The organism is Wolbachia endosymbiont (group B) of Ablattaria laevigata, assembly GCF_964277395.1.
Lineage (GTDB): Bacteria > Pseudomonadota > Alphaproteobacteria > Rickettsiales > Anaplasmataceae > Wolbachia.
Map to the genome: position 1 here is coordinate 1,103,194 of NZ_OZ195519.1, position 22,437 is coordinate 1,125,630.

25 protein-coding genes, 1 tRNA gene and 1 other RNA gene are annotated in these 22,437 nt (G+C 32.6%); 12 read left to right on the top strand and 15 right to left on the bottom strand.

Features of this window, described 5'->3' with window-relative positions:
- Positions 1-24: 24 nt before the first annotated feature.
- On the top strand, positions 25-348 hold the full coding sequence (locus ACICP1_RS05110; protein ID WP_264376059.1) for a transposase: 324 nt from the start codon (positions 25-27) through the stop codon (positions 346-348).
- Positions 349-1,044: 696 nt separating this feature from the next.
- On the opposite strand, the gene tldD is transcribed toward ACICP1_RS05110, so the two are convergent.
- Positions 1,045-2,475 (bottom strand): metalloprotease TldD, encoded by a 1,431-nt coding sequence (gene tldD, locus ACICP1_RS05115; protein ID WP_395461227.1) that lies wholly within the window; start codon positions 2,473-2,475, stop codon positions 1,045-1,047.
- A 62-nt stretch (positions 2,476-2,537) separates the two neighbouring features.
- On the opposite strand from tldD, the gene ACICP1_RS05120 reads away from it, so the two are divergent.
- The 3 genes from ACICP1_RS05120 (at position 2,538) to ACICP1_RS05130 (ending at position 4,907) form a co-directional block, all read left to right on the top strand.
- Positions 2,538-2,622, top strand: a tRNA-Leu gene (locus tag ACICP1_RS05120).
- Positions 2,623-2,683: 61 nt separating this feature from the next.
- Entirely contained in the window at positions 2,684-3,157 is a 474-nt protein-coding gene (locus tag ACICP1_RS05125; protein WP_264330879.1) for a hypothetical protein, read from the top strand.
- A gap of 829 nt (positions 3,158-3,986) precedes the next feature.
- Complete coding sequence (locus tag ACICP1_RS05130; protein ID WP_395461228.1) at positions 3,987-4,907, top strand: molecular chaperone DnaJ; 921 nt, start codon at positions 3,987-3,989, stop codon at positions 4,905-4,907.
- A 5-nt stretch (positions 4,908-4,912) separates the two neighbouring features.
- On the opposite strand, the gene ACICP1_RS05135 is transcribed toward ACICP1_RS05130, so the two are convergent.
- Together ACICP1_RS05135 and ACICP1_RS05140 are read right to left on the bottom strand one after the other, a co-directional pair.
- Positions 4,913-6,223, bottom strand: coding sequence for a bifunctional folylpolyglutamate synthase/dihydrofolate synthase (locus ACICP1_RS05135; protein ID WP_395461229.1), 1,311 nt, complete (start codon positions 6,221-6,223; stop codon positions 4,913-4,915).
- The gene (locus ACICP1_RS05140) at positions 6,220-6,804 is read right to left on the bottom strand and encodes a phospholipid-binding protein MlaC (protein WP_395461230.1); all 585 of its coding nucleotides are present in this window, start codon (positions 6,802-6,804) and stop codon (positions 6,220-6,222) included. The genes ACICP1_RS05135 and ACICP1_RS05140 overlap by 4 nt, the downstream gene beginning before the upstream one ends.
- A 117-nt stretch (positions 6,805-6,921) precedes the next feature.
- Here ACICP1_RS05140 and ssrS point away from each other — a divergent pair.
- The 3 genes from ssrS (at position 6,922) to ACICP1_RS05155 (ending at position 8,308) form a co-directional block, all read left to right on the top strand.
- Positions 6,922-7,083: non-coding RNA, 6S RNA (gene ssrS, locus ACICP1_RS05145), on the top strand.
- A 17-nt stretch (positions 7,084-7,100) separates the two neighbouring features.
- Entirely contained in the window at positions 7,101-7,562 is a 462-nt protein-coding gene (locus ACICP1_RS05150) for a type II toxin-antitoxin system RatA family toxin (protein ID WP_006013504.1), read from the top strand.
- Between the two features lie 53 nt (positions 7,563-7,615).
- Complete coding sequence (locus tag ACICP1_RS05155; RefSeq protein WP_010403910.1) at positions 7,616-8,308, top strand: thioredoxin domain-containing protein; 693 nt, start codon at positions 7,616-7,618, stop codon at positions 8,306-8,308.
- A gap of 28 nt (positions 8,309-8,336) precedes the next feature.
- Here ACICP1_RS05155 and ACICP1_RS05160 read toward each other — a convergent pair whose 3' ends face one another.
- Complete coding sequence (locus ACICP1_RS05160) at positions 8,337-8,615, bottom strand: DUF2671 domain-containing protein (RefSeq protein WP_007302334.1); 279 nt, start codon at positions 8,613-8,615, stop codon at positions 8,337-8,339.
- 251 nt (positions 8,616-8,866) lie between these two features.
- Here ACICP1_RS05160 and ACICP1_RS05165 point away from each other — a divergent pair, with 251 nt between their 5' ends.
- On the top strand, positions 8,867-9,544 hold the full coding sequence (locus ACICP1_RS05165; RefSeq protein WP_265030743.1) for an O-methyltransferase: 678 nt from the start codon (positions 8,867-8,869) through the stop codon (positions 9,542-9,544).
- Here the strand turns inward: ACICP1_RS05165 and ACICP1_RS05170 are convergent.
- A complete protein-coding gene (locus ACICP1_RS05170; protein ID WP_010403901.1) occupies positions 9,516-10,169 on the bottom strand; it encodes a glutathione S-transferase family protein in 654 nt (217 codons plus the stop codon). The two genes, ACICP1_RS05165 and ACICP1_RS05170, sit on opposite strands and share 29 nt — an antisense overlap.
- A 311-nt stretch (positions 10,170-10,480) precedes the next feature.
- Here ACICP1_RS05170 and ACICP1_RS05175 point away from each other — a divergent pair, with 311 nt between their 5' ends.
- The 3 genes from ACICP1_RS05175 (at position 10,481) to ACICP1_RS05185 (ending at position 12,763) form a co-directional block, all read left to right on the top strand.
- Positions 10,481-10,795: a transposase gene (locus ACICP1_RS05175; RefSeq protein ID WP_395461231.1), complete on the top strand. Its 315-nt coding sequence runs from the start codon at positions 10,481-10,483 to the stop codon at positions 10,793-10,795.
- Positions 10,796-10,959: 164 nt separating this feature from the next.
- Positions 10,960-11,196, top strand: coding sequence for a transposase (locus ACICP1_RS05180; RefSeq protein ID WP_395461232.1), 237 nt, complete (start codon positions 10,960-10,962; stop codon positions 11,194-11,196).
- Between the two features lie 406 nt (positions 11,197-11,602).
- Positions 11,603-12,763: a hypothetical protein gene (locus ACICP1_RS05185; RefSeq protein ID WP_395461233.1), complete on the top strand. Its 1,161-nt coding sequence runs from the start codon at positions 11,603-11,605 to the stop codon at positions 12,761-12,763.
- Positions 12,764-12,807: 44 nt separating this feature from the next.
- Here the strand turns inward: ACICP1_RS05185 and ACICP1_RS05190 are convergent, their stop codons facing one another.
- The 8 genes from ACICP1_RS05190 to ACICP1_RS05225 all read right to left on the bottom strand — a co-directional run bounded on the left by ACICP1_RS05190 (position 12,808) and on the right by ACICP1_RS05225 (position 19,084).
- Complete coding sequence (locus tag ACICP1_RS05190; RefSeq protein ID WP_395461234.1) at positions 12,808-14,049, bottom strand: citrate synthase; 1,242 nt, start codon at positions 14,047-14,049, stop codon at positions 12,808-12,810.
- A 79-nt stretch (positions 14,050-14,128) separates the two neighbouring features.
- On the bottom strand, positions 14,129-14,398 hold the full coding sequence (gene rpsT, locus ACICP1_RS05195; RefSeq protein ID WP_395461235.1) for a 30S ribosomal protein S20: 270 nt from the start codon (positions 14,396-14,398) through the stop codon (positions 14,129-14,131).
- 43 nt (positions 14,399-14,441) lie between these two features.
- The gene (locus tag ACICP1_RS05200; RefSeq protein ID WP_029237643.1) at positions 14,442-15,167 is read right to left on the bottom strand and encodes a lysophospholipid acyltransferase family protein; all 726 of its coding nucleotides are present in this window, start codon (positions 15,165-15,167) and stop codon (positions 14,442-14,444) included.
- Between the two features lie 56 nt (positions 15,168-15,223).
- Positions 15,224-16,210, bottom strand: coding sequence for a tyrosine-type recombinase/integrase (locus ACICP1_RS05205; RefSeq protein WP_395461236.1), 987 nt, complete (start codon positions 16,208-16,210; stop codon positions 15,224-15,226).
- Positions 16,200-16,370, bottom strand: a complete 171-nt coding sequence (locus ACICP1_RS05210) for a hypothetical protein (RefSeq protein WP_264375195.1) — start codon at positions 16,368-16,370, stop codon at positions 16,200-16,202. Before ACICP1_RS05210 ends, ACICP1_RS05205 begins: the two co-directional genes overlap by 11 nt.
- Before the next feature lie 211 nt (positions 16,371-16,581).
- Positions 16,582-17,217: a DnaA ATPase domain-containing protein gene (locus ACICP1_RS05215; protein ID WP_015588224.1), complete on the bottom strand. Its 636-nt coding sequence runs from the start codon at positions 17,215-17,217 to the stop codon at positions 16,582-16,584.
- 105 nt (positions 17,218-17,322) lie between these two features.
- Positions 17,323-18,396, bottom strand: coding sequence for an AI-2E family transporter (locus ACICP1_RS05220; protein WP_264377590.1), 1,074 nt, complete (start codon positions 18,394-18,396; stop codon positions 17,323-17,325).
- Between the two features lie 49 nt (positions 18,397-18,445).
- Complete coding sequence (locus ACICP1_RS05225) at positions 18,446-19,084, bottom strand: alpha/beta hydrolase (protein WP_395461237.1); 639 nt, start codon at positions 19,082-19,084, stop codon at positions 18,446-18,448.
- Positions 19,085-19,435: 351 nt separating this feature from the next.
- Between ACICP1_RS05225 and ispD the strand changes: the two genes are divergently transcribed.
- The gene (ispD, locus tag ACICP1_RS05230) at positions 19,436-20,641 is read left to right on the top strand and encodes a 2-C-methyl-D-erythritol 4-phosphate cytidylyltransferase (RefSeq protein WP_264377591.1); all 1,206 of its coding nucleotides are present in this window, start codon (positions 19,436-19,438) and stop codon (positions 20,639-20,641) included.
- Positions 20,642-20,725: 84 nt separating this feature from the next.
- On the opposite strand, the gene ACICP1_RS05235 is transcribed toward ispD, so the two are convergent.
- Positions 20,726-21,592 (bottom strand): ParB/RepB/Spo0J family partition protein, encoded by an 867-nt coding sequence (locus tag ACICP1_RS05235; RefSeq protein WP_395461238.1) that lies wholly within the window; start codon positions 21,590-21,592, stop codon positions 20,726-20,728.
- Positions 21,589-22,431: a ParA family protein gene (locus ACICP1_RS05240; protein ID WP_395461239.1), complete on the bottom strand. Its 843-nt coding sequence runs from the start codon at positions 22,429-22,431 to the stop codon at positions 21,589-21,591. The genes ACICP1_RS05235 and ACICP1_RS05240 overlap by 4 nt, the downstream gene beginning before the upstream one ends.
- Positions 22,432-22,437: the final 6 nt, after the last annotated feature.

Below are 22,437 nucleotides of genomic sequence, written 5' to 3' on the forward strand. Positions count from 1 at the left end.
AAGCTATAGCTGCAAGATACAGTAATGGCGTCTACTCTGACCACTTGCGATTTGCTTGAAGAAGTTAATTTTCAGCACAAAATAAAAGCATTATATGCAGATAGGGCATACGATAGGCAAAAACTTTATAAATTGTGTAAGAAATACGATATAAAGACAAAAGTTCTACCAAAAAAGGATGCAGCAGAACATTCAAAAATAGATTATATGTCTGACAGAAATGCTGCTATTAGGTTAATAAAATTATATGGACAAGATGGTGTAAAAGAGTGGAAAAAGGAAGTACATTATGGGAAAAGATCTTATATAGAAGGATTTTTCTCAAGGTTGAAGCAAGTATTTGTTTAGGAATAAATCTGAGATAAATCGAGAAAAAGAACTAAATGCTATTTGCTTAATAAATTCACTGATATTGGTGTGGATAAATTTGAGATAGTTACATGAATTTACCATAAATCACCATCTCATAAAGTGTGATGCAACAAAGCCAATCGGGAGTCGCAATAGTAAAAGTGAAAGAAATCTTCAAAGTAGAACTATCCCCCAAAGCTGCACATGGACATAGAATATCCTTTATCAGGGATGGACGTAAACATTGAAGATCTTCCCCTAGAGCTGGATATAGATATAAAGTCATTTATACCATTACCTATATTCGAGAAAAATATCACATGCCAAGAACCTTGTCAAAATTATATAATCTATCTCTAGAGCAGGTTATTAAGAATATCAATCCGCATAAAAGAGCTAGGTATTCCTAACACCACTAAACTCACAAATTCATTTGCTAGAGTTTATAAGTTCTTGTTTATAATAATTTTATTATATCGTAAAACCATCTATATCGGCCTATTTAAACAGTATTTTACTTTCCTTAAGGATTTTTTAAAGATCACCTATTGAATTCTATGATATTATTTTTTGTGAGATTGTTATACACGTTATAGCAAGGAAGGCAGAGAGATTTGTTAAGTAGTTTTTGCATCTATATGAGCTACTTGAATAATGGTTACAATATAATTGTACAGCATGAGCTGAGTTCGCTTAGCCCTTATCTACATATTCAGTTCCACCAACAGTTATTGCATCGACCTTGAGTGTTGGCTGACCAACTCCAACAGGCACATTTTGTCCGTCTTTTGAGCACGTACCAACACCAGGATCTAACTTTAGATCATTACCAATCATTGATACTTTTTTTAGCACTGTTGGCCCATCACCAATTAGCGTTGCTCCTTTGACTGGTTGTGTAATTTTACCATTTTTTATTAGGTAAGCTTCCGAAGATGAGAAAACAAATTTTCCTGATGTTATATCAACTTGTCCACCACCAAAATTTACTGCATATAGGCCTCTCTTTACACTGGATATTATTTCTTCTGGTGTATATTTTCCTGGCAACATATAGGTGTTTGTCATGCGTGGCATGGTAACTTCTTTGTAACTTTCTCTTCTACCATTACCAGTTGGGCTTACACCCATGAGTTTAGCGTTCATATGATCTTGCATATATCCTTTTAGAATTCCATCTTCTATAAGCACATTATAGCCAGGTAAAGTACCCTCATCGTCTATGCTAATAGAACCACGCAAATTAGGTAGAGTTCCATCATCAATTACAGTAATGTTACTGGCTGCCACTTGTTTACCCATAGAATTTGAAAATGCCGAGATTCCTTTACGGTTAAAATCACCTTCAAGTCCATGACCTACAGCTTCATGCAATAATATTCCTGGCCAACCTGAACCTAAAACAACTGTCATCTCTCCAGCCGGAGCTGGAATTGCCTCAAGATTTACCAGCGCTTGCTCTAACGCTTGATTTGCAACTTCTTTCCACTTCTTCTCAGAAACAAATTTACTATAAGAGTCTCTTCCACCATGCCCTGCAGAACCTCTCTCAGCTCGGCCATTTTTCTCTACAATGACTAGTACATTAAAACGTACCAAAGGCCTAATATCGCTTAACCTGTGATCATCTTTTATTATTTGTACAACTTGCCATTCTCCATTTAGAGTTATTTTTACCTGCTTCACGCAATTATTCTTCGACCTTACATACTCATTAACCTCATTAAGTAGTTTAATCTTTGAGCTCAGGTCCATTTCATTTATGGGATTAATCGTTGAATACAGGCTTTTTGCCTCCTCATTTAAGTTTACTGAATTCGTTTTGCTTAAAGATGCTGAACTTTTTACCATGGAAGCAGCTTTACTAATTTCTTTTTCGCTAATCTCAGAAGAGCAAACAAAAGACGTACTATCTTCACAAAAAGACCTTAGACCAAATCCTCTTCTGATATTTAAATCCATATGTTTTAATATATTATCATCAAAAACTAGGGATTCTGATTGGCAAAACTCTAAAAATAGCTCACCACCATCACTATTGCTCAAAGCGTTGTTGACTATTTTATATACATTATTAATATTAACATTGTTCTGAGCAAAAAATATTTGATCTAGATTTGGCATTACCTTTAAGTTAAAAACTATTTGAGTATATTATTTTATTTTAACATAGTAAATCACAAAAAGCCCGGGTGGCGGAATTGGTAGACGCGCTAGCTTCAGGTGCTAGTAACTTTTCAAGTTGTGGAAGTTCAAGTCTTCTCCCGGGCACTCTGTATTGATTTTCAAGTCAATTAATGTTATGATATAATATGTATTTACTGTTAAGTTTATGAGTTATGAGAAAGAGGGGCTTATTTACAGAAAAAAAATACGAACTTATTCAAAACGCTTAGTTACTGCACTATCTATTGCTTCTTTGAGTGGGTACATAGCAGCATTAGCCCTAAATATTTCTTCCTTAAGCTTGTATTTTACTATTGTCAGCACTATGCTAAGTGCACTTTCGCTTGCTTTAAATATATGGTCATTAACTGATCATTTTAGGCAGTGTGGCCTTAATAAGCAACTCGATACCTCTTGGCAAGAGAAATTAATGAAGATCTGCCTCGACATTGCATCTAATGTTTCATTTTTAATAGGAGGAATTACATCTATATTACCTCTTGAATTTCCTATTATCCCCTTTATTTCCGTTGCTTTTTTTATTCTAGGTTGTACCTTTATGGCAACCAATTTCATTCGAACTATGATTAGTCAGCCGCAAATAGATGAAACCAAAACCTCAAAGTTAGTGATCATTTGAACATTCAATCTGCAATAGCTGCCTAATTATTACATGTTAATAACTTAGCTTATTTAACTTGACAAATTACGCCATCTCCCTTACTATGATAGCAAGAGTATTTACCCTTGTTTTTAATCTCCGCGGATTTAACAGCAAAATTCAGTAAAAAACTCAAATATTTATTGGCAAATTACATAAAAATTATAGCGGCCGCATGTCTTTTTTATTTTTTCTACATTCAGCCAAATCGCGCTTGTTAGTACATTATCAATTTAAATTATTAAAACTCGCTATACGGGGGTTTTTTTGTCTTTTTTTTATTTAGTAAATTTCTTAATATTTGTAGCTAAAGTAATTTTAGAGAGCCAGCGCGTGACGCTGGTTCCTGGATCCCAGTGTCGGAGCACTGGGATGACAACAAAGGGCTACTTGAATGATACCCATATTCCGGCATTTGATGCTGAAATCCAGAAATTTTTAATATAAACAAGCATATTGAGCACAAAATTATGCTAAAACACAACGTTTTTTGAGATTACGGAAAGCCAGTGTAAGCTACTTGGATGACATCAAAGAGAGGGTACTGGGATTACACAAAAAGGGCTACTTAAATGACAAGATAGATAGAACTAGCATGAATTGGATTTGAGTAACTCAAATGACCAATGAAAACTGTAACCCTAAACATTGAAGCACTATTATGCACTAAATGATAACTTTCATACACTTGTCATGGTAGTCGTGAAAGAAATAATTCATACAATAAGCATGAATGAAAGAATTGACATGATTTGGAAATTTATATATTATAAAGTATTAATAGTTAGTTAATTTATGAGGTGGAGACATGGGCTATAAGCTAAGAAAGAGAGAATATGATTATAATGAAAGTTTATTTAAAGAGATAGGCATTCAAGTGCAAGAAGTAGAAGGTCGTAACTTCTTAGAAATATCTAATATAATAGCAAAAAATTATAGAAGGTTATCAATAAAGTGTCACCCAGATAAACCAGGAGGTAGCGATGAAAAAATACAGGCCCTTAACAGAAATAAAGCAGCACTTTTGCAATATATTAAACCACTAAGTGGAAAGAATCAGGGATTAATCATTCCTGAGGAATTGAAAAGGTATTTACAATCAATTCAGCAAGGTCAGAATGATAAGCGTGCAGAGTATTATGCTGTTTTTACTCGGGTAAATATCCTACTGCTCATCTCGTCATTAGTGTCGTATATTTACTTGGGGTTTAAGCTATATAAGGCTGCTAATTTTACTGATGCACCTGGCATTTTGTTTAGTGCGACTCTAATAACATCTGTTACAACTTTTTTCTTATCTGTTTATTTGATGTCTTCTTTATTTAAAAAAGCTATGGATTTGCAAAATCCTCAACGGGAACAAGGTGAAAATTTAGATCAAGAAGAGCTAGAAGATGAAATATCCAAAAGTAAAGCATTTAAATATCTAATTCTTACTTCCCAAATTTCAAATTATCTTCCTCCTATTTTATTAGTAGCAGGTTTGGTGTTACAGTACCAATCTAGTTGCTTAAACAGTAAAATACTCATCGGATTTGCTGCATTACTAGGTTGTAGTTTATTACTACACTTAGCAAGTGAGATCTACGAGAGAAAAGTTGTAAATCTTGTAAAAACTGAAGGAAGAGGTGATGAACAAAATGTACCTATAGGAGCATCAACCGAAAAGCCAAGCAGCATTGTAAATCCCGATAGTGTTCACGCTCATGGAAGAGAGCAAGTTGTGTAGTGCATTTATTGTTCTTGGATTAATTGATAGCTATTCTCCATACTCAAATCTCTGGCTAAAAATAGCGAGCCACAGATTAGTATGGTTTTGACGTTTTGTATAGAAGCTTTTAGTATGTGATTTGATATAGCATCTCTGATTGATTCACATTCGATAGCATTGATTCCTATATTATGAGCTCCTTCTCTAATTAAATCTGTACTTGTTGCTTTAGGTTCAGATTTAACACAAATCGCGCATAGTAGTTTGATATATGGCTTTAAGTGCTCTAAGAACTCTGCGACGTTTCTGTTACGAGTAACACCAAAGATCATATGGATACCTTCAGCAAAATTGTCTCTTACCCACTTAGCTAACACTCTGGCACCATCATTGTTGTGCGCGCCATCTAGAAATAATTGCCAATCTTTTGGTAATAAAGAAATTAAATTACCTTCTTTTATAGACTCTAGCCGCGCAGGCCAATAAGTGCGCTGTAAACCTGAAGCAATGTCCTCTTCTCCAATATTAAATCCATACTTCCCACTTAAAATGCTACATGCTGCAATTGCGTTTCCTGCATTGATTATTTGATGATCTCCTTTTAAAGATGGCAAAGAAAATTCTATTGATTGAATAGTCGATTGAAAGACTATTCTGTTATTCTGTTTTTCGCAATTCCACTCAAATCCTCCTCTATATAAGGGAGATTTTTTGTTTATTGCGTGTTGTTCTAGCGTGTTCATTATAGATTTTTCTTGTGGTGCTATTACGCAAGGAACATTAGGTTTCATTATTCCAGCCTTTTCACCTGCTATGGTTTCTACGGTAGGACCAAGATATTCTGTATGGTCAAGTGCAATGGAAGTGATGATCGTTAGAATCGGATTATCTATAACATTTGTTGCATCAAGCCTTCCACCCAGACCCACTTCAACTAAAGTAATATCAGCTTTATGACGAGAAAAAGCTAAGAAGGCTGCAGTCGTTGCGGCTTCAAATAGAGTGATGGGTTGTTCTGCGACTGCTATACGGCATTCTTCCAGTGAGTTATGTAATTCACTATCATCGATATCATTGCCTGCAACAACTATTCTCTCATTAAAATTCACTAAATGTGGAGAAGTGTACGTATGAACTTTATACCCTGCTGCTTGCATTATATATCTTATAAAGGATAGTGTTGATCCTTTGCCATTAGTGCCAGCTATGTGAATTATTGGCGGTATTTTTTTCTCGGGATTATCCAGTTTATTTAGAAAACTTTTTATGCGATCAAGAGAAAAATCCTTTGGCCTACTGCCAATCGGCTTAGGCCAATGAGGCATGTATATCATAAATTATTGTTACGTTTTAATTCATCTATTACACTTGCCATGCCATTCGTGTCGATCTTTTCACTAAATTGAGAACGTTGATTAATAGAAATACTTATTCCACTCATTACAACATCGTTTATTAAGAAAGAACTGTCACTTTTAGTAACTTTAAAGTCAATATTTGTAAATTCCTCATCACCATAAGAAAATCTTGTTCCTATCAGACAAGTTTCATCGTCAACTGCTTTTGTACTCATTATGATCATTTCACTATTATTTATGTATTTATACAAAATTTTAGCGCACAAGTGAGCGAGATATACTTCATATTCTTTTAGAAACTCTTCTTTTTCTTTCTGAGTAGATAAATTCCAATATTTCCCTATGACAAATCGAGATATTCCTTTGAGGTCAACATTATTCTGAATAATTTTCAGAAGTTCTTCTTGTACATGTTCTAGATTTTTTCTATTCCCTTTCATAGACGTGTTGTCTACTTGCTGCTTCATGGCAAGCACAAAAGTTTTGTGCCCTATACAATTCGCGTAAGCACTTGAGGAGATTACAATAAAAATGGTTAAGAACTTAATAAGATTCATAAGATATATTTATTAGCTATGATACTTAAAATGCAAAATTTAACAAAGGCAAAATAATGATCGCTAGTTTTAATATATCTATAGACATACTCTATATAAATAATCTATAATTAATTTAGGGGTCTGCGCTATGCGTTATGAGTTAAGTTAAATTTCCCGAGCGATAATTTCTGATCAAGGGAATTGCCTCTGTTAATTTCATTGAAATTAGTACGTGATGCCCACCTTAACTTTAGGTCTCAGGAATCTACTAAGACTGACGGTAGATATGGATCCCTTTTCCATTATTTAGGTTTATGTTACACCAATATAAAGAACAAGGTGTTTTTTTCTGTTCATCTCATGAGATATTTCAAGTTGTAATTGACGTTGAGAAGTATCCTGATTTTGTTCCTTGGTGCAAAGCTGTTTATATAAAAGAAAAAACTGATAGCCAAATGATTGTGGACCTCCTTGCAGCTTTTCATGGCATTAAAGGAAGTTACACATCAGAAGTGACCTTTCTTTCTCCAAATGGAGCAAATAAAAGTTGGATAAAAGCTGTGTCGTCAAATGGAATATTTAAACATTTATACAACGAATGGAAATTCACTCCTATAGATGAAAGTAAAACTATGGTAGAGTTCTATATAAAGTTTGAATTTAAATCCAATTTGTTTTCCGCCTTATTAAACTCAGTTTATAAATACACACAAAGTAAAATAATTGCTGCATTTAAAGACAGAGTAGAAAGTGTTGCCGAGAAAAAGTTATCTTGACATTATTTATATAAATGCATAAATTCTTTAATAAGTTAAGTGTTTCCATTGTAATGATTTTTAGATTATTGTTCTTACTTATTTTTATAAGTGTTAGTTCTTATGCAGCTATTGAACAAAACTTACCCAACACTCAAAAAACTGATGAAATAACATCAAAAGAACTACTGTCACTACTGCCTGATGATAAATTATTAGGTGATCCAAAAGCACCAATTTTAATGATAGAATATGCTTCGCTCACTTGTTATCACTGTTCTCTTTTTCATAAGAAAGTTTTTCCTAAAATCAAAGAAAAGTACATAGATACAGGTAAGATGCTATACATATTCCGTCATTTTCCTCTAGATTACAGAGGATTAAAAGCTGCAATGCTAAGTTATTGCTATGAAAAAGAAGAAGACTATTTTAATTTTAACAAAGCTGTGTTTAATGCAATAGACTCGTGGAACTACTCTAATTTTAGTGATTTAACTATACTACAAAAAATTGCTGCACTAAGCAATTTGAAGCAAGATGTATTTAACCAATGCATTAATGATAAAAAGATGATGGACAAAATTATAAATGATAAATCACTTGCAATTAATAAACTTGATATCACAGCTACTCCTGTATTCATCATCAAGCTTAACGATGACAAATCATATGTAGAGAATGGTAAAATCAAACATGAAGGGTATAGAGAGCTGGAATACTTCACTAATGTAATAGATGAGTTATATGGAAAAGCTATAGTGAAGTAATAACACTGTAGCTTACCATATAAAAACCCTATGCTGAATCATTATTTTTTGATACTGTTTGTTGCTTTTTACGCTCAAACTCTCTTTTTTTACTGTGCCAAGCATAATAATACATAGCAATTTTATTCTCTATTAATACTATCGTTCCATCATAAAATTGGACCATATCCATAACTTTTTTCTGAGCTTCGTTAAAGCGTTCTTTGTACTTCTCGCGATAAGCTGGATTGTGCAGTAATTTCACTCCTTCATTATTATTAGATTTCTTGCTTAACGTTTCAACTTCGTTAGCAATGTTATAAGACATATAACCCCCTCTAATTGATTATAAAAATTACATTTTAAGAGAGATGTAAATAAACGATCCCTTAATTCTAGTATAACAATTGGTTATTATACTAGTTAACCATAGTAAAATATATAATAATCTTTGTCACTTAAAATTTTACTTTATAAAATAACAACTTAAAATAAAAAAATTTTATTATTCTTAACTCTATTGTTATATTTATAAATCTTATATAGATTAAACCTCCTTAGTTTATATTATAAAACTTAATGCGTCATAACTTTAGCAGAAAATCGTTGTACATAAGAAGCTTATTTGCAAAAGAGTATAAAAAAATAGAAGAACATTGTACTCTTGATAAGAAACAACGTATTCAAATCACTCCTGAAGAAGGAAAATTATTAAATTTATTTATCAAAATCCATAAAGTTAAAAGCATAGTTGAAATTGGCACGTTATATGGTTATTCGTCAATTTGTATGGTAAAAGCTTTACCGAAAGATGGTCATATATATACAATAGAAAATAATCCTCAACACTCAAGAATAGCAAAAAAAAATTTTAGTGTTTTTAATCTAAGTGATAAAATTACTCTAATAGAAGGTGATGCACTGGAAAAAATTAATGAATTATCAGCAAAGGCACCATTTGACATGATATTCATCGATGCTGACAAAAGTAGTTATCCTAAGTATTTAGATTGGGCAGAGTCATACATTAAACAAGATGGGCTAATCGTTGCAGATAACACTCTATTATTTGATACAGTATTTTTAGAATCTCCTCCAAAAGAAGTATCAGAAAAGTCATGGCATGCTATGAGAGAGTTTAACGATAGATTGTCAGATGAAAAAAAATATTTCTCCATATTGATTCCTACTGACGAAGGAATGACTGTAGCTTTAAAACTCACGCAAGTTAAAAATCAAGGTCAGCGTAATGTCTAGGGGGAGTTAAGCCAAAAACTCTCTCTAATAATATTTCGCGAAAACAAGGCCTTGATTTAACAATGGAGTACCATTCTTTTAAAATCTTACTTTTTTCCCATGGGAAACTATTTACGTAGTCTATTATAGAAATATGTGATGCTAAAGTAATATCGGCTAAAGTGAACTTATCGGTTGCAAGCCAAACGTTCTTGTTAATTAAGTGTTCGATGTATTCCATATGGCAAGGCAGGTTATTCTGAGCTGCATGAAGAAATCTAGAGTCAGGGCTGCGGTTAGTAATTACTTTTTCATTCATAATATACTTAGTAACTTCATTGTAAAATTTGCTATCGAACCAATTGATTAAAGCGCGTATTTTAGACTTAATAATAGTGGATGAACCAAGTAATTTGACGTCGCTATTGTAAGTCTCTTCTATATATTCACAAATGGCATTACTATCCGCTATTACAAAGTTATTATCTATTAATACTGGTACTTGTCCGATTGGATTGATCTCCATGAATTCATTCCGCTTTTCCCATGGATTTTCATATACCAAATCACAACTCAGCTTTTTTTCCTTGAGAAGAGCTCTAACTTTTCGTGAAAACGGACAAAGAGGAAAATGATATAAAATCATAATATTCCTCTTTTGTTATTCCAATACCTATATGTTGTCATTCCAGTACGTGACATTGGAATCCAGCTTATTTCATTATGTTTAACATATACTCCTAGAATCCATTGTCCATTGTATAATTTCCAAATATTTTTATACTTGAATCCCAGTACAACTGTACGAACATTGTAGTCTGAGAGCAATCCCCACCGGAAGGGTGTCATTTCAGTGATTGACACTGGGATGGCTTTGTTGCATCGCTCAAGTGAAAAGAACTGGCAGTTACTGACAAAATTCATTATAAATAGCCATTTAACTGTTGAAGAAAAAATATGCCACAAAAAATGAGAGTCAGTAACTGCCATGAATATAACAAATTTCTCCAAGAAAGAGGAAGCATTTTTTGTTATATCAATGACGCCATAGAAAATTGGTACGAGAATTGTCCAAAAATGCAGGGTGGCAACTATATTTATAGTGATAAAGTTGTGATTTTAGTGCATATAATCGTCAGTTTCTTTAGAATTGGTTTAAGACAAACAAGTCGGGTTTATAAAAGGGTATTTGCAACAAATAGGAAGAGATTTGCAGCTATTCACAAGCATCAAAAAAAACTTAATATTAAGATAAATGATTGCAGAAAATAATATAGAAGATATCGAAATTGCTATAGACAGTACAGGAATTAGTATATACAACGACACACAGCAAGGAAAATAGCACTGACAGAGTGGCTATGAGCAAACGAGAAAATTGCACGTAATGTTAAATATAAACAACAAAAAAGCCATAGCTGTAAAATACAGTAACGGTGTCTACTCTGACCACTTGCGATTTGCTTGAAGAAGTTAATTTTCAGCACAAAATAAAAGCATTATATGCAGATAGGGCATACGATAGGCAAAAACTTTATAAATTGTGTAAGAAATACGATATAAAAACAAAAGTTCTACCAAAAAAGGATTCAGCAGAACATTCAAAAATAGATTATATGTCTGACAGGAATGCTGCTATTAGGTTAAAAAATTATACGGTGAAGATGGCATGAAAGAATGGAAAAAGAAGTAAATTATGGGAAAAGATCTTATATTGAAGGGTTTTTCTCAAGATTAAAGCAAATATTCGGATTTAGTTTTAGGAATAAATCTGAGATAAATCGAGAAAAAGAACTAAATGCTATTTGCTTAATAAATTCACTGATATTGGTGTGGATAAATTTGAGATAGTTACATGAATTTACCATAAATCACCATCTCATAAAGTGTGATGCAACAAAGCCATCCCAGACTGGGATGACAGGAAAAAAAGGCATTCTGATGACACTATTAGTGATGATTGTTTTTATACAGAGTTTTTTCCTTTTAACTCTTACCAAAAGAAATTGCCTGAAGGTAATAAATTTTTGGTGCCAATGAGGAAAGAGGTGGTTTCTAATCTAAAGTTTTTACTAGCCAATGAAATCGCGCGATTTGCAACAGATCTTATTAAAGAGCAAAAAAAAAGAAGACAAAAAATCGGAACTAGGTTTTGAGGAGCTACCAAATGATATAGAGAAGGAGATAGAAAAGTATGTAGATTATAATATAATTGATGAAGTCTTTGATAAGGGATCTTATCTATATGGTGCGGAGTGTGTTGATAGAAATTTGCAACGTTCTTTTGTAGATTTGCTCTCATCGAGGATAACAGGTTATGAAAATGGTCCTAAAAAAACTAAGGATTTTTTAGAAGAGAAAGGAAATTATGTATATCTAAAGAAAAGCATTTTTGATAATCCTAAGCTTGTTAAAGACATAGTAAAGCATATAGTATCTCTGACATGCCGTTGTTTTGATACTCCAAATACCGAGGATGATAATCCAAATACCGAGGATGAAATGAATAAAACTCTGAAGTTCGCAATTGTTGATTTAATTTGTAAGGCACTACCGCACCTACCAATTGATTCTATGTGGCATACTTCCCATAAAGAAAGTGAAGATGAGTATTCAATTTTGGCTCCTGTTATTGATTATGATAATTACATAGAGTTTTTAAATGAAAAAGAAGTTGATCATATTAATAATAAGGTGTTTGGTGGTACAAAAGTATTGCGTGATGTAAAAGATGATATTGCAGAAAGAGGTCTGCCAACATATGGTGACGGACGAATATATGCAATAGACTTTTTTAACCGAGACATTGCTTACTGTGTGATGGATAAGATCATAGAGAGCTCTGTAATCAATGAGGATTATAAACTGTCCATTGATCCTGCGCGTGTGCCAGCTATGAAACCACAAACTCTTGCCCCTTCTGAAGAAAAAGTAGGGACGGATGGACCAAGTGCAGATACAAGTGCAGATAGTGGTTTTGGTGATTCACCTAAGAATTCAGTTATAGGTAAATCACATGCTAAAAACTCAAGCAAATTCCTTAGGCCCGACTACTATGGTGAAGGTAAAGGTGGGGATGATGCTTCGGCTAAAGATAGTGGCTTTGGCCCTTCTTCAGCACGATCTTCTTTTAATAAGCCCAAAACAACATTTAACCAACCTTCTATATCACAGCCTGACCAATGTTCTGCAAAAAAGCAGACATCAACTAGTAAAAAATCAATTTGCTGTATTTTATAGCTAAAGAAAATTAGACTATTTGAGGACGAATTGTGAATGAAAGTTTATTTGCCAAGGTATAGCTGCCTTGGCCTACAAATCTTGGTTTCTTTATCGTTTACCATTTCATACCACTGGGCAACCCAACCAGTGGTTCTTGCAAGTGCAAAAATGGGTGTAAACATACTTGAAGGGATACCGATAGCATTCATTATTATACCTGAGTAAAAATCAACATTTGGATACAACTTACGTGTAATAAAATACTCATCCTTTAAAGCTATTTCTTCAAGTTTTTTTGCAATTTCAAGTAATTTATTGTTTTGCTCTAGTTTGCTTAAAATCTCATGACAAGCATCCTTTAATATAAGCGCGCGCGGATCATAGTTTTTATAAACACGATGTCCAAATCCCATTAGCTTAAATGGATCTTTATCATCTTTAGCTTTCTCAATGAATCTATCTACATCTCCACTTTGCTCTATCTCTTTTAGCATATTTATAACTGCCTCATTAGCTCCACCGTGTGCTGGACCCCAAAGTGTAGCAACTCCTGCAGACAGGCTTGCAAATAGATTAGAACCAGCTGACCCTACCAATCTGACAGCTGCTGTAGAAGCATTCTGTTCATGATCAGCATGAAGAGTAAATATTTTATCCAGAGCTTTTACAAAAAGGGTATTATTAACAGCATTGCCAAATATCATATTTAAGAAATTCTCACTATAACTTAATTTATTATTAGCATTTATGAATTCCTGATTGTTGATATGTCTATAAATCATTGCAACAATTGCAGGAACTTTTGCTATTGCAGAAATTCCAAAATCTAAATCTTCACCATTGACATTGTTGCCATGCATTTCATGGTAAGACGCTGACAAATTTGCAAAACATGCAACTAAAATCGACATAGGGTGAGCAGTTTTTGGAAATGCTTTGATTACATTTGTAACTTGCTCTGATACTTTGGATGATTCTTGTATTTTGAGAAGAAATTTTTTGTGTTGCTCTGAACTGGGTAATTCACCATAGAGCAATAAATAAATCACAGCAGTAAAATTATTATTCTCTGCCAAATCAGCTATATTATGTCCCCTATATTTAAGAACTCCTTCATCTCCATCAATGAATGTAATTGTAGAAGAGCATGAAGCTGTAGAAACAAACCCTGGATCGTAAGTGAATAATCCTGTCTTCTTATATAAATCCTTGATATTTAACACGCCAGGACCTACTGTTCCATTTAATACGGGTAGATCAATTTTTGACCCATTACTTAGTTCCAATAATGCTTTTTTATCCATCACTTAAGCTACTTAATTTTATACAGAATATACAAACTGAAGAGTATATATTAATACAGCTAACTTTACATTAACCGTATTAAGCGGTCATCAATGCTTTTACTTTTGCATTTAAGCGACTTATTTTACGCGCAGCGGTATTCCTATGAATGACACCTTTATTTACACATTTATGTAAATTGGATTCAGCATTCCGAAATGCCAAGACAACATTCTCTTTATCACCAGACTTGATTATATCAACTAATCTTCTAATAGCAGTACGAGTTTTGCTTTTTCGTATCTTATTTACTAAAGTACGCTTTGCTATTACCTTCATCATTTTTTTAGCACTCTTATGATTTGCCATATATTAATACCTGTACTTTTCTTTTAATTATAAAGTTTTTTTGTTAATTTGCAATATCAGTTTTTTCTGCAATTAATCTACTACTTCTTTCTTCAATGATTTTTTCTAAACTTTGCAAGAATTCATTTTTGTTTAACCCAGGATATATGGGAGGTAATATTTCTATTACCGCCTTTCCGGGATTCTTTCTCAGAGAAAGTATGCTTTTTGGCCAAAACAAACCAGTGTTTAAAGCAATCGGTAACACAGGAACAGATAATACGCTATATAAAGCAGCAATACCCGATTGATATTTTATATTTTGGTTTATAGTTGTTCTTGTACCTTCAGGAAATATTATTATGCCTCTATTTTCTTTTATACACACTTTTGCTAATTTCATGATATGACGCACAGAACTAATACCATCTGAGCGGTTAATAAAAATCATTTTTAATGCCATGAGATGCAAACCAATGAATGGAATCCATTTCAATTCACGTTTTAAAATAAAAACTGCTTTTCTAAAGAGTAGTATAAAAATAAATGTTTCAAATGGAGATTGGTGTTTAGATGCAATTATAAAAGGTTGCTTAGGAATGTTTTCCATTCCCCTCACTTCATATTTAATGCCACATAATAAACGCAACATGAATAATACAACTCTCACCGAGCAAACAAGGAAAATGGTTATTACACACTCAGGAAAGAAAATTACAGGGAGAGTAATTAAAGTATAGAATACTTCCCATAATATAAGGAGTAAATTAAATAATAAACTTGCAATCACAAACATACGTAAACTTATTTGAATTTAACTTTACTACAAAACTAAAAGCAATAAGTTTAATTATTGATCATCTGAGTAATAGGATGAGAATCAGCTAATTTGTCCTTTAACTTTTCGTTAGCAATATGAGTATATATTTGTGTTGTAGAAAGATTAGTATGGCCAAGAATTTTTTGTATCAGCACAATATTTGCTCCGCTATTCAGTAGATGGGTAGCAAGAGAATGCCTAATCACATGTGGAGAGATTTTATTTTCATCAATATCGCACTTTCTTGCTAATTCCTTTATTAATTGACCAACTCTTTGCCTTGTAATTGGTTTATTAGGTTTATCACCTGGGAATAGCCAATCAGATTTTTTGTTGTTAGGGAGCAGATTGTCACGAATTGATAAATAATCTTTAAGGCTTTGCAATGCTTGTTGATTAAAAAAGATTTGCCTTTCTCTGCCACTTTTTCCCTTTATTATTATGTAGCCTTCCTTACCATTACTGTTTACTAAATGTGATACTTCACATAACTTCATATTGATTAGTTCAGAAACACGCATCCAGGAAGAGTAAAGAATATCTAAAATTGCACATAGCCTTTTACTGCTTATCTCTTTATTCGATCCGCTTGCTGATTTTTTTACTGTTTCCATGAGCAAAAATATTTCTTGAACACTTAAATACTTAGGCAAAGGACGGGAAACCTTTGGATTTCTTAATTCATTATCATTAGCCGGTGCTGGATTAAAATCTATTATTCCATCATTAAATAGGCACTTATAGAAATTTTTGATAGCAGATATTTTTCTTGATATAGAGCTAGTTTTATATTTCTTTTGTGTACGTAAAAAGTTTACATAATCTTTAATATTAGCTTTACTTGCACCAACTAAGGTAGTGCCTCCTTCTAATAAAAATTTTTCAAGTTGGTGTAAATCTGAACGATAACTTTCCAAAGTATTTTGTGTAGAGGATTTTTCGGAAACCAAAGTATCTATGTAATACGTTATGTAAAGATCCTCTTTTTTATTTTGTGGTTGTTTATTTTTCATTATCAGCTCCTATATTTATTTCTTTGACTATAATTTGATTGAAAGTATTTTTTGTATTTTTTATAAGAAAATATGAGATAAATAAAACATTTATCAATAAAGTAAGTACTACAAACCTTTGTTTTAACCTTTTTTTTAAATTTGATCTTATTTTTACCATATTTCAATTATAACATCAAATCTATAAAAAACATCCTGTAAAGTAAGTTTTACTATCATATAAAATATCCCTTAGCTATGTCTGTTTATGCTTATTACATCATAGCATTTATTATAATTTTAACATAAAGAGATAGTGATTTCAACTTCATTATTGTATGGGTATTAATAAATCTTTAATATATATAACAAATGTCTTGCAGCAGAAGGAATCACTTGGGACTTTTTTTTAATAAAGTGTTAATAAAAGGAATGGTTACATTTGATCCTATGGATTCACTATCTATTTTTTCTATAATTTTATTAATGCTGTGGAAAGAACGTTCTATTCTTGCTAGAATATAATTAATCACTTTTAAATCAATTTTTAACTGTTTATCTGAAAATCGTTTTATTAGCATAATTCTTAATAATTCCTCGCTTGCAGGCAAAATTTTTACGCTGGTAGTTGACAATATTCGGGAGCTTAAATCTCTTAGTTTGAAGTTAAGCTTTTTTGGTGAAATTGAAGAAGTGATTAGCAGTCTCTTATCATTTTCTTTCATATAATTATAACAATGTAACAACATTTCCTCATCTTTAATGTTTTGTACATCCTCTAAAATAAACGCATCGCTATACCTAATTTCGCTTACAAAATTATTCACATTGATAAAAATTGCATTGTTTATTGATTGCCAAATATGAGCAAGGTGAGTTTTTCCAGAGCTGTTAGGTCCAAAAAGAATCAGGCATTTCCAAGATAAATCGTTAACTATTGAGTTATATACGTGCTTATTTTCGTCTAAGGTGATATAGTTTTGCCAGCAATAATCAACTTGATTATTGCTAAATAAATTTAATTGCACGTAAAGCCTCTTACATTACTACTTTTTGATAATAATTTTTGCATAAAAATTTACTTGCATCTCTCAAATGTATCAGGGGTCCTTTTTCTTTTTATCGTGAACTAATTAGCCATTTTTATAAAGCTCACTTTCAAAATATTTATTGATTGCATATTCTACTAATACAATGAACATTCCTATTATTGGAATAAAAAATAATATACCTATAAACCCAAAATATGAGGTGCATATGACAACTCCTAAAATAATGATAGTTGGATGTATATGAACTTTTTTTCCTATTAATAAAGGCACTAATATGCTTGAGTCTATTAATTGACCAACACTAAATAATAGCAAGACAGCAGTACTTTCAAACCATCCACTAAATTGAGTAATGGCGCTCAAAAATCCGATAATAGTGTATAATAATGGCCCTATATAGGGTATAAATGTTAATGTTCCTGATAAAATTCCAATAGCTACAGAATGCTTCAGCCCAATTATGCTAAGGCCCACGGAGTAAAAGATCATCATGACTATACATACGTTTAACTGTCCCTTTAGGTAATTAGATATAATGAAATCTACTTTGGAAAAATAACCTGCAGCTTTTTCTCTGTAAAGAATGGGAATTAGTTTATTAGCCTTTTCTACAATTGCAGGCCAATCACGTAATACATAAAAAAACACCACAAGCGTAATAGCTATTAATGATACCATGTAAATCAAATTAAAGCTTGAATTTAGCACTTGAATTATAAGATTACTGCCCATGCTAAGAGCATTTATAAAATAAGATATATAATCACTGTAATTTTCTACTAGATTTTTAGACAAGTGATCAAATAAACTATCTTCAGTTTTTATATTAAGAAATTCTAGCACAGAAGGAATCACTTTAAGCTTTAATGAAGGTATCTTATTCACTAAGAAATTTAATATTAAAGTAATTTGAAAATATATAATAGGTAAAACAAATGTGATAACTAATATAAAAGCTATCAATAAGGTAAGTATTATAAAAACTACAGAACATGAACGTGGTATTCTATATTTTTCAAACTTGGTTACTAGCGGGTTAAATAGATGTGCAACAAAAACAGATATTAGACACGGAACAATCATAGGACGCATCAAAAATAATGCCCCTATTATGAAAAGCAGTACACAACAAATAGTTATATGACGTTTTTGCATGTGTTTAGAATAGTTAATTTACCGAAAAATATACAGTTTTTTGTAAGTACTATCTATTCATTATTTTATTAGGCATGAGATCAGCCAAATTTTCACTCAATTGCCAACTAGATAAAACTCCGTTATGCGGGTTATCTGTAAAGCCTCTCAGATTAACGATCTTAATCGAATTTCTATTTAACAATAGATCATCTACTGCCTTTGCCAATTGTGCAGGATATGGTATTAAGGTGTCTCTTTCATGATTAATGACTACTATTGGTATATTATCATTTTGTAGCTTTTGTATATTGCTTACTATATCAAAATCTAAATTTAGGACCTTAAGCATCTTTTTCAATAAGCATGAGGGCAGTACACTTAAAATTTTTGCTTGAGGAATTGGAAAATGCTTTATTGCATTATGAAAAGAGCTGAAAGTGCTAGTAAAAATAACGCCTCCAAGTTTAATATTTTTGTCTGTAAAATATTTTAATACTTCTGATGCAACTGCTCCTCCAAAGGAATGGCCGAAAAGTATGATGTTTTCAGGTTTTACACCCTTGTCCATTAATTCATTGATTTTTTTTATCGAAGACTGAGATAAGCTTTTATTCTTATTTATAAATGGAATCATGAGTATTGATATAGACAAAAAAGTGCAAATCAAAGCTGCTAATATTGCTGAATTCGCTGTCCTAGACGTCATTGGGTTGGTAAATAATATCAGAGCGGGTGATAATATGGATATTCCTAAAAATAAGAAACTAGCTATTGCGTAAGTTATATAGTTTTGAAATGCAATTGGGTATTTATGTGCATGAGTGTAGAAATTAGACCTATGGAGATATGTAGATCTATCTTGTATATACCTGGACGCATTTTTATAATTATCACCTATTCCATGAAAAAATATAAGATGTATCTCATTTTCTTTATTATACTTAGCAACGTGCATTATTTCCCTCTAACATATATTACACCTAGTAAAAGAATATTCTTTTTTGAGAATTGGATCAAACTTTTTTAAAATGCTAGATAACTTGTATTAACAACGAAAATGATAAGCATGTACACTAACAGACTTGAGGAATACAAGATAGCAGCATTAATAGTTGCAGCAGGAGTAGGCAGTAGATGCAATGCCAAAATCCCTAAACAGTATATAAAACTGGCAGGTAAGTCTGTTTTATTTCACACAATTAGAAAATTCTTAGCTAATCAGTACATAAGTTACATAAGAGTGGTAGTAAATGAAAGTCAAAAAGATTTCTATAAAGAAGTTACGTCATCAACTATAGATACTAAATTGCTGAGTCCAGTATGTGGAGAAAAAAGCAGGCAGAGTTCAGTTAAACTTGGACTGGAGAGTTTGCAAAAGATCAATCCAGATTTTGTTATTATACATGATGCTTGTAGGCCTTTTGTATCAAATATTCTAATAAATAACTTGATTGAATCTATGATTAATGGTCAATATACAGGAGTAGTTCCAGCAATAGAAGTCGAGGATACTATATCGTTGGTGAGTAATAATTTCGTTGAATCTGCGATTTCAAGAGAAAAACTTAGAGCCATACAAACCCCTCAAATTTTTAATTTCAGAGAATTATTATCGTGCCATCAGTCAGTCAAAGAATTTACTGATGATTCATCACTAATGGTGGAGCATAAAAAACATGTTGCGATTATTGAAGGTGAGAAAAAGAATTTTAAGTTAACTACAAAAGAGGATATCAATATGGCAAAACTTCTCTTTGGAGAGCCAAAATTCCGTGTCGGAACCGGTTATGATATACATAAATTTGTTAAAATTCAAAATGATGCTAAGAGCTTTATAAAAATTTGCGGTGTGGAAATTGAGCATAATATGGCAATAGAGGCACATTCCGATGGTGATGTTGCAATACATGCAATCGTTGATGCAATACTCGGAGCACTAGGATGTGGCGATATAGGAGAACATTTTCCTCCTAATTCCTCTAAATGGAAGGATTGCAATTCATCTCATTTTCTTGACTTTGCTGCTAAAAAAGCACAGGAAAAAGGATATAGCGTGTCTAATTTAGATATTACTATAGTTTGTGAAGAGCCTAAAATATCGCCTTACAAAGCAGGAATGAAGGAATTCATATCAAAAATATTAGAAATTAATGGTGAATTCGTAAATATCAAAGCAACCACAGCGGAAAAATTAGGTTCTATTGGAAGAAATGAGGGAATAGCAACGTATGCTTCTGTGCTATTGCGTGCAAATTTTTATTGAAGGTAGAAACGAAATAACTTACTTGACAAACTCCACCATTTCACTTCCATTGCAAGGAAAGTGGGAAGGTTTGTCAAGAAATTTCTATGAGCTACTTTCGACATTAATAGCTGATTCAAGTCTTCTATTCAAAATTTTCAATATAAAATCCAATTCATTTGAGTTGTTATAACGTATCATGACTTTACCCTTAGAATTACTGTCATTAATTTTGATCTTTAAACCAAGCTGAGAAGATATAGCTCCTTCTAATGCTGCCATATCTTGATTTTTAGTACAATTATGCTCTTTTCGGTCGTTATTTTGTTGTAAGTCTTTTATCAATTTTTCAGTTTGTCTAACGCTCAGGCCCTGAGAAACTATTCTTTCTGCAATACTTTCCGCATTTTCAACATTAATCAATGCTCTTGCATGACCCATAGACAATTTTTTCTCGTTGATCATTGTTTTTACTCCATTAGGGAGTGACAGCATTCGTATCATATTGGTTATGTGACTGCGGCTTTTACCTAAAGTTAAGGCTAATTCTTCGTGTGTATAGGAGAATTCATCTATTAGTTTTCTGTACGCCTCACCTTCTTCTATTGGATTAATATCTTGCCTCTGTATGTTTTCAATTATCGATACTTCTAAGCATTCCTTGTCATTTAAATCTTTTATGATAACCGGCACACTATCAAGATTTATGACCTTACTTGCTCGCCAACGACGTTCCCCTGCTACTATTTCATAACCTTCATTATTTGGATTTTTGCGCACCACAACAGGTTGTATTATACCATTTTTCTCTATCGAACCTGCAAGTTCTTTTAATGACTCCTCATCAAAATATTTTCTCGGCTGAAATTTGCTCGGGTGTAGTAATGAAATAGGTAACCGATCTTCTTTATTACCATAATTATCGCCTATGAGGCCAGCAAGACCTCTACCTAAGCGCCTATTGTCCTTCACGCTGCACCCTCACTTATCAGCTTTTTCTCTTTACAGATGCTCATGTGTTTCTTTAAAATTTCTTTTGCCAAACTTATATATGCTTGTGCACCAGGACACTTAAGATCATATACAATAGCAGGTTTTCCATGAGAAGGCGCTTCTGATAACCGTACATTACGTGGAATAATGGTCACATACAAGGGGATAATAGTTTTATATACTTTATCATTTAAATATTGGCAAATATCATTTTTAATCTGCTCACTAAGTTTGTTGCGTCTGTCATACATTGTGAGCAATATTCCTTCTATTAACAGGAAAGGGTTTAGGTTATTTCTTTTTATCAGCTCTACAGTCTTAACTAAATGGCTCAATCCTTCCAGAGCGAAAAATTCACACTGAAGAGGAACAATAATCGAGTCAGCAGCGGTCAGAGCATTGATAGTAAGCAGACCAAGTGATGGAGGACAATCGATAATTATGTACTCATAATTATTACGTACTTTCTCTAGCGTATCTTTTAGTACGAATTTTCCCTGCTCAAGTTGTGATAGCTCAATTTCTGCAGCTGATAAGTCAACCACTGATGAAATCAGCGATAGATTTGGAATTTCCTTTATATTGAAAATTGCCGACTCTACCAATTCACTTTCGTTGCTCAGCAGTATTTTGTATATATTTTTTTCTTCTCTACTACGATAAGAAACCCCGAGCCCTGTACTAGCATTCCCTTGGGGATCAAGATCTACCAATAAAGTACTTTTTCCCACAGCAGCAAAGGCTGTCGATAAATTTATACTAGTTGTGGTTTTACCAACTCCACCCTTTTGATTTACTATTGCAATGATCTTGCTCACGCCTTT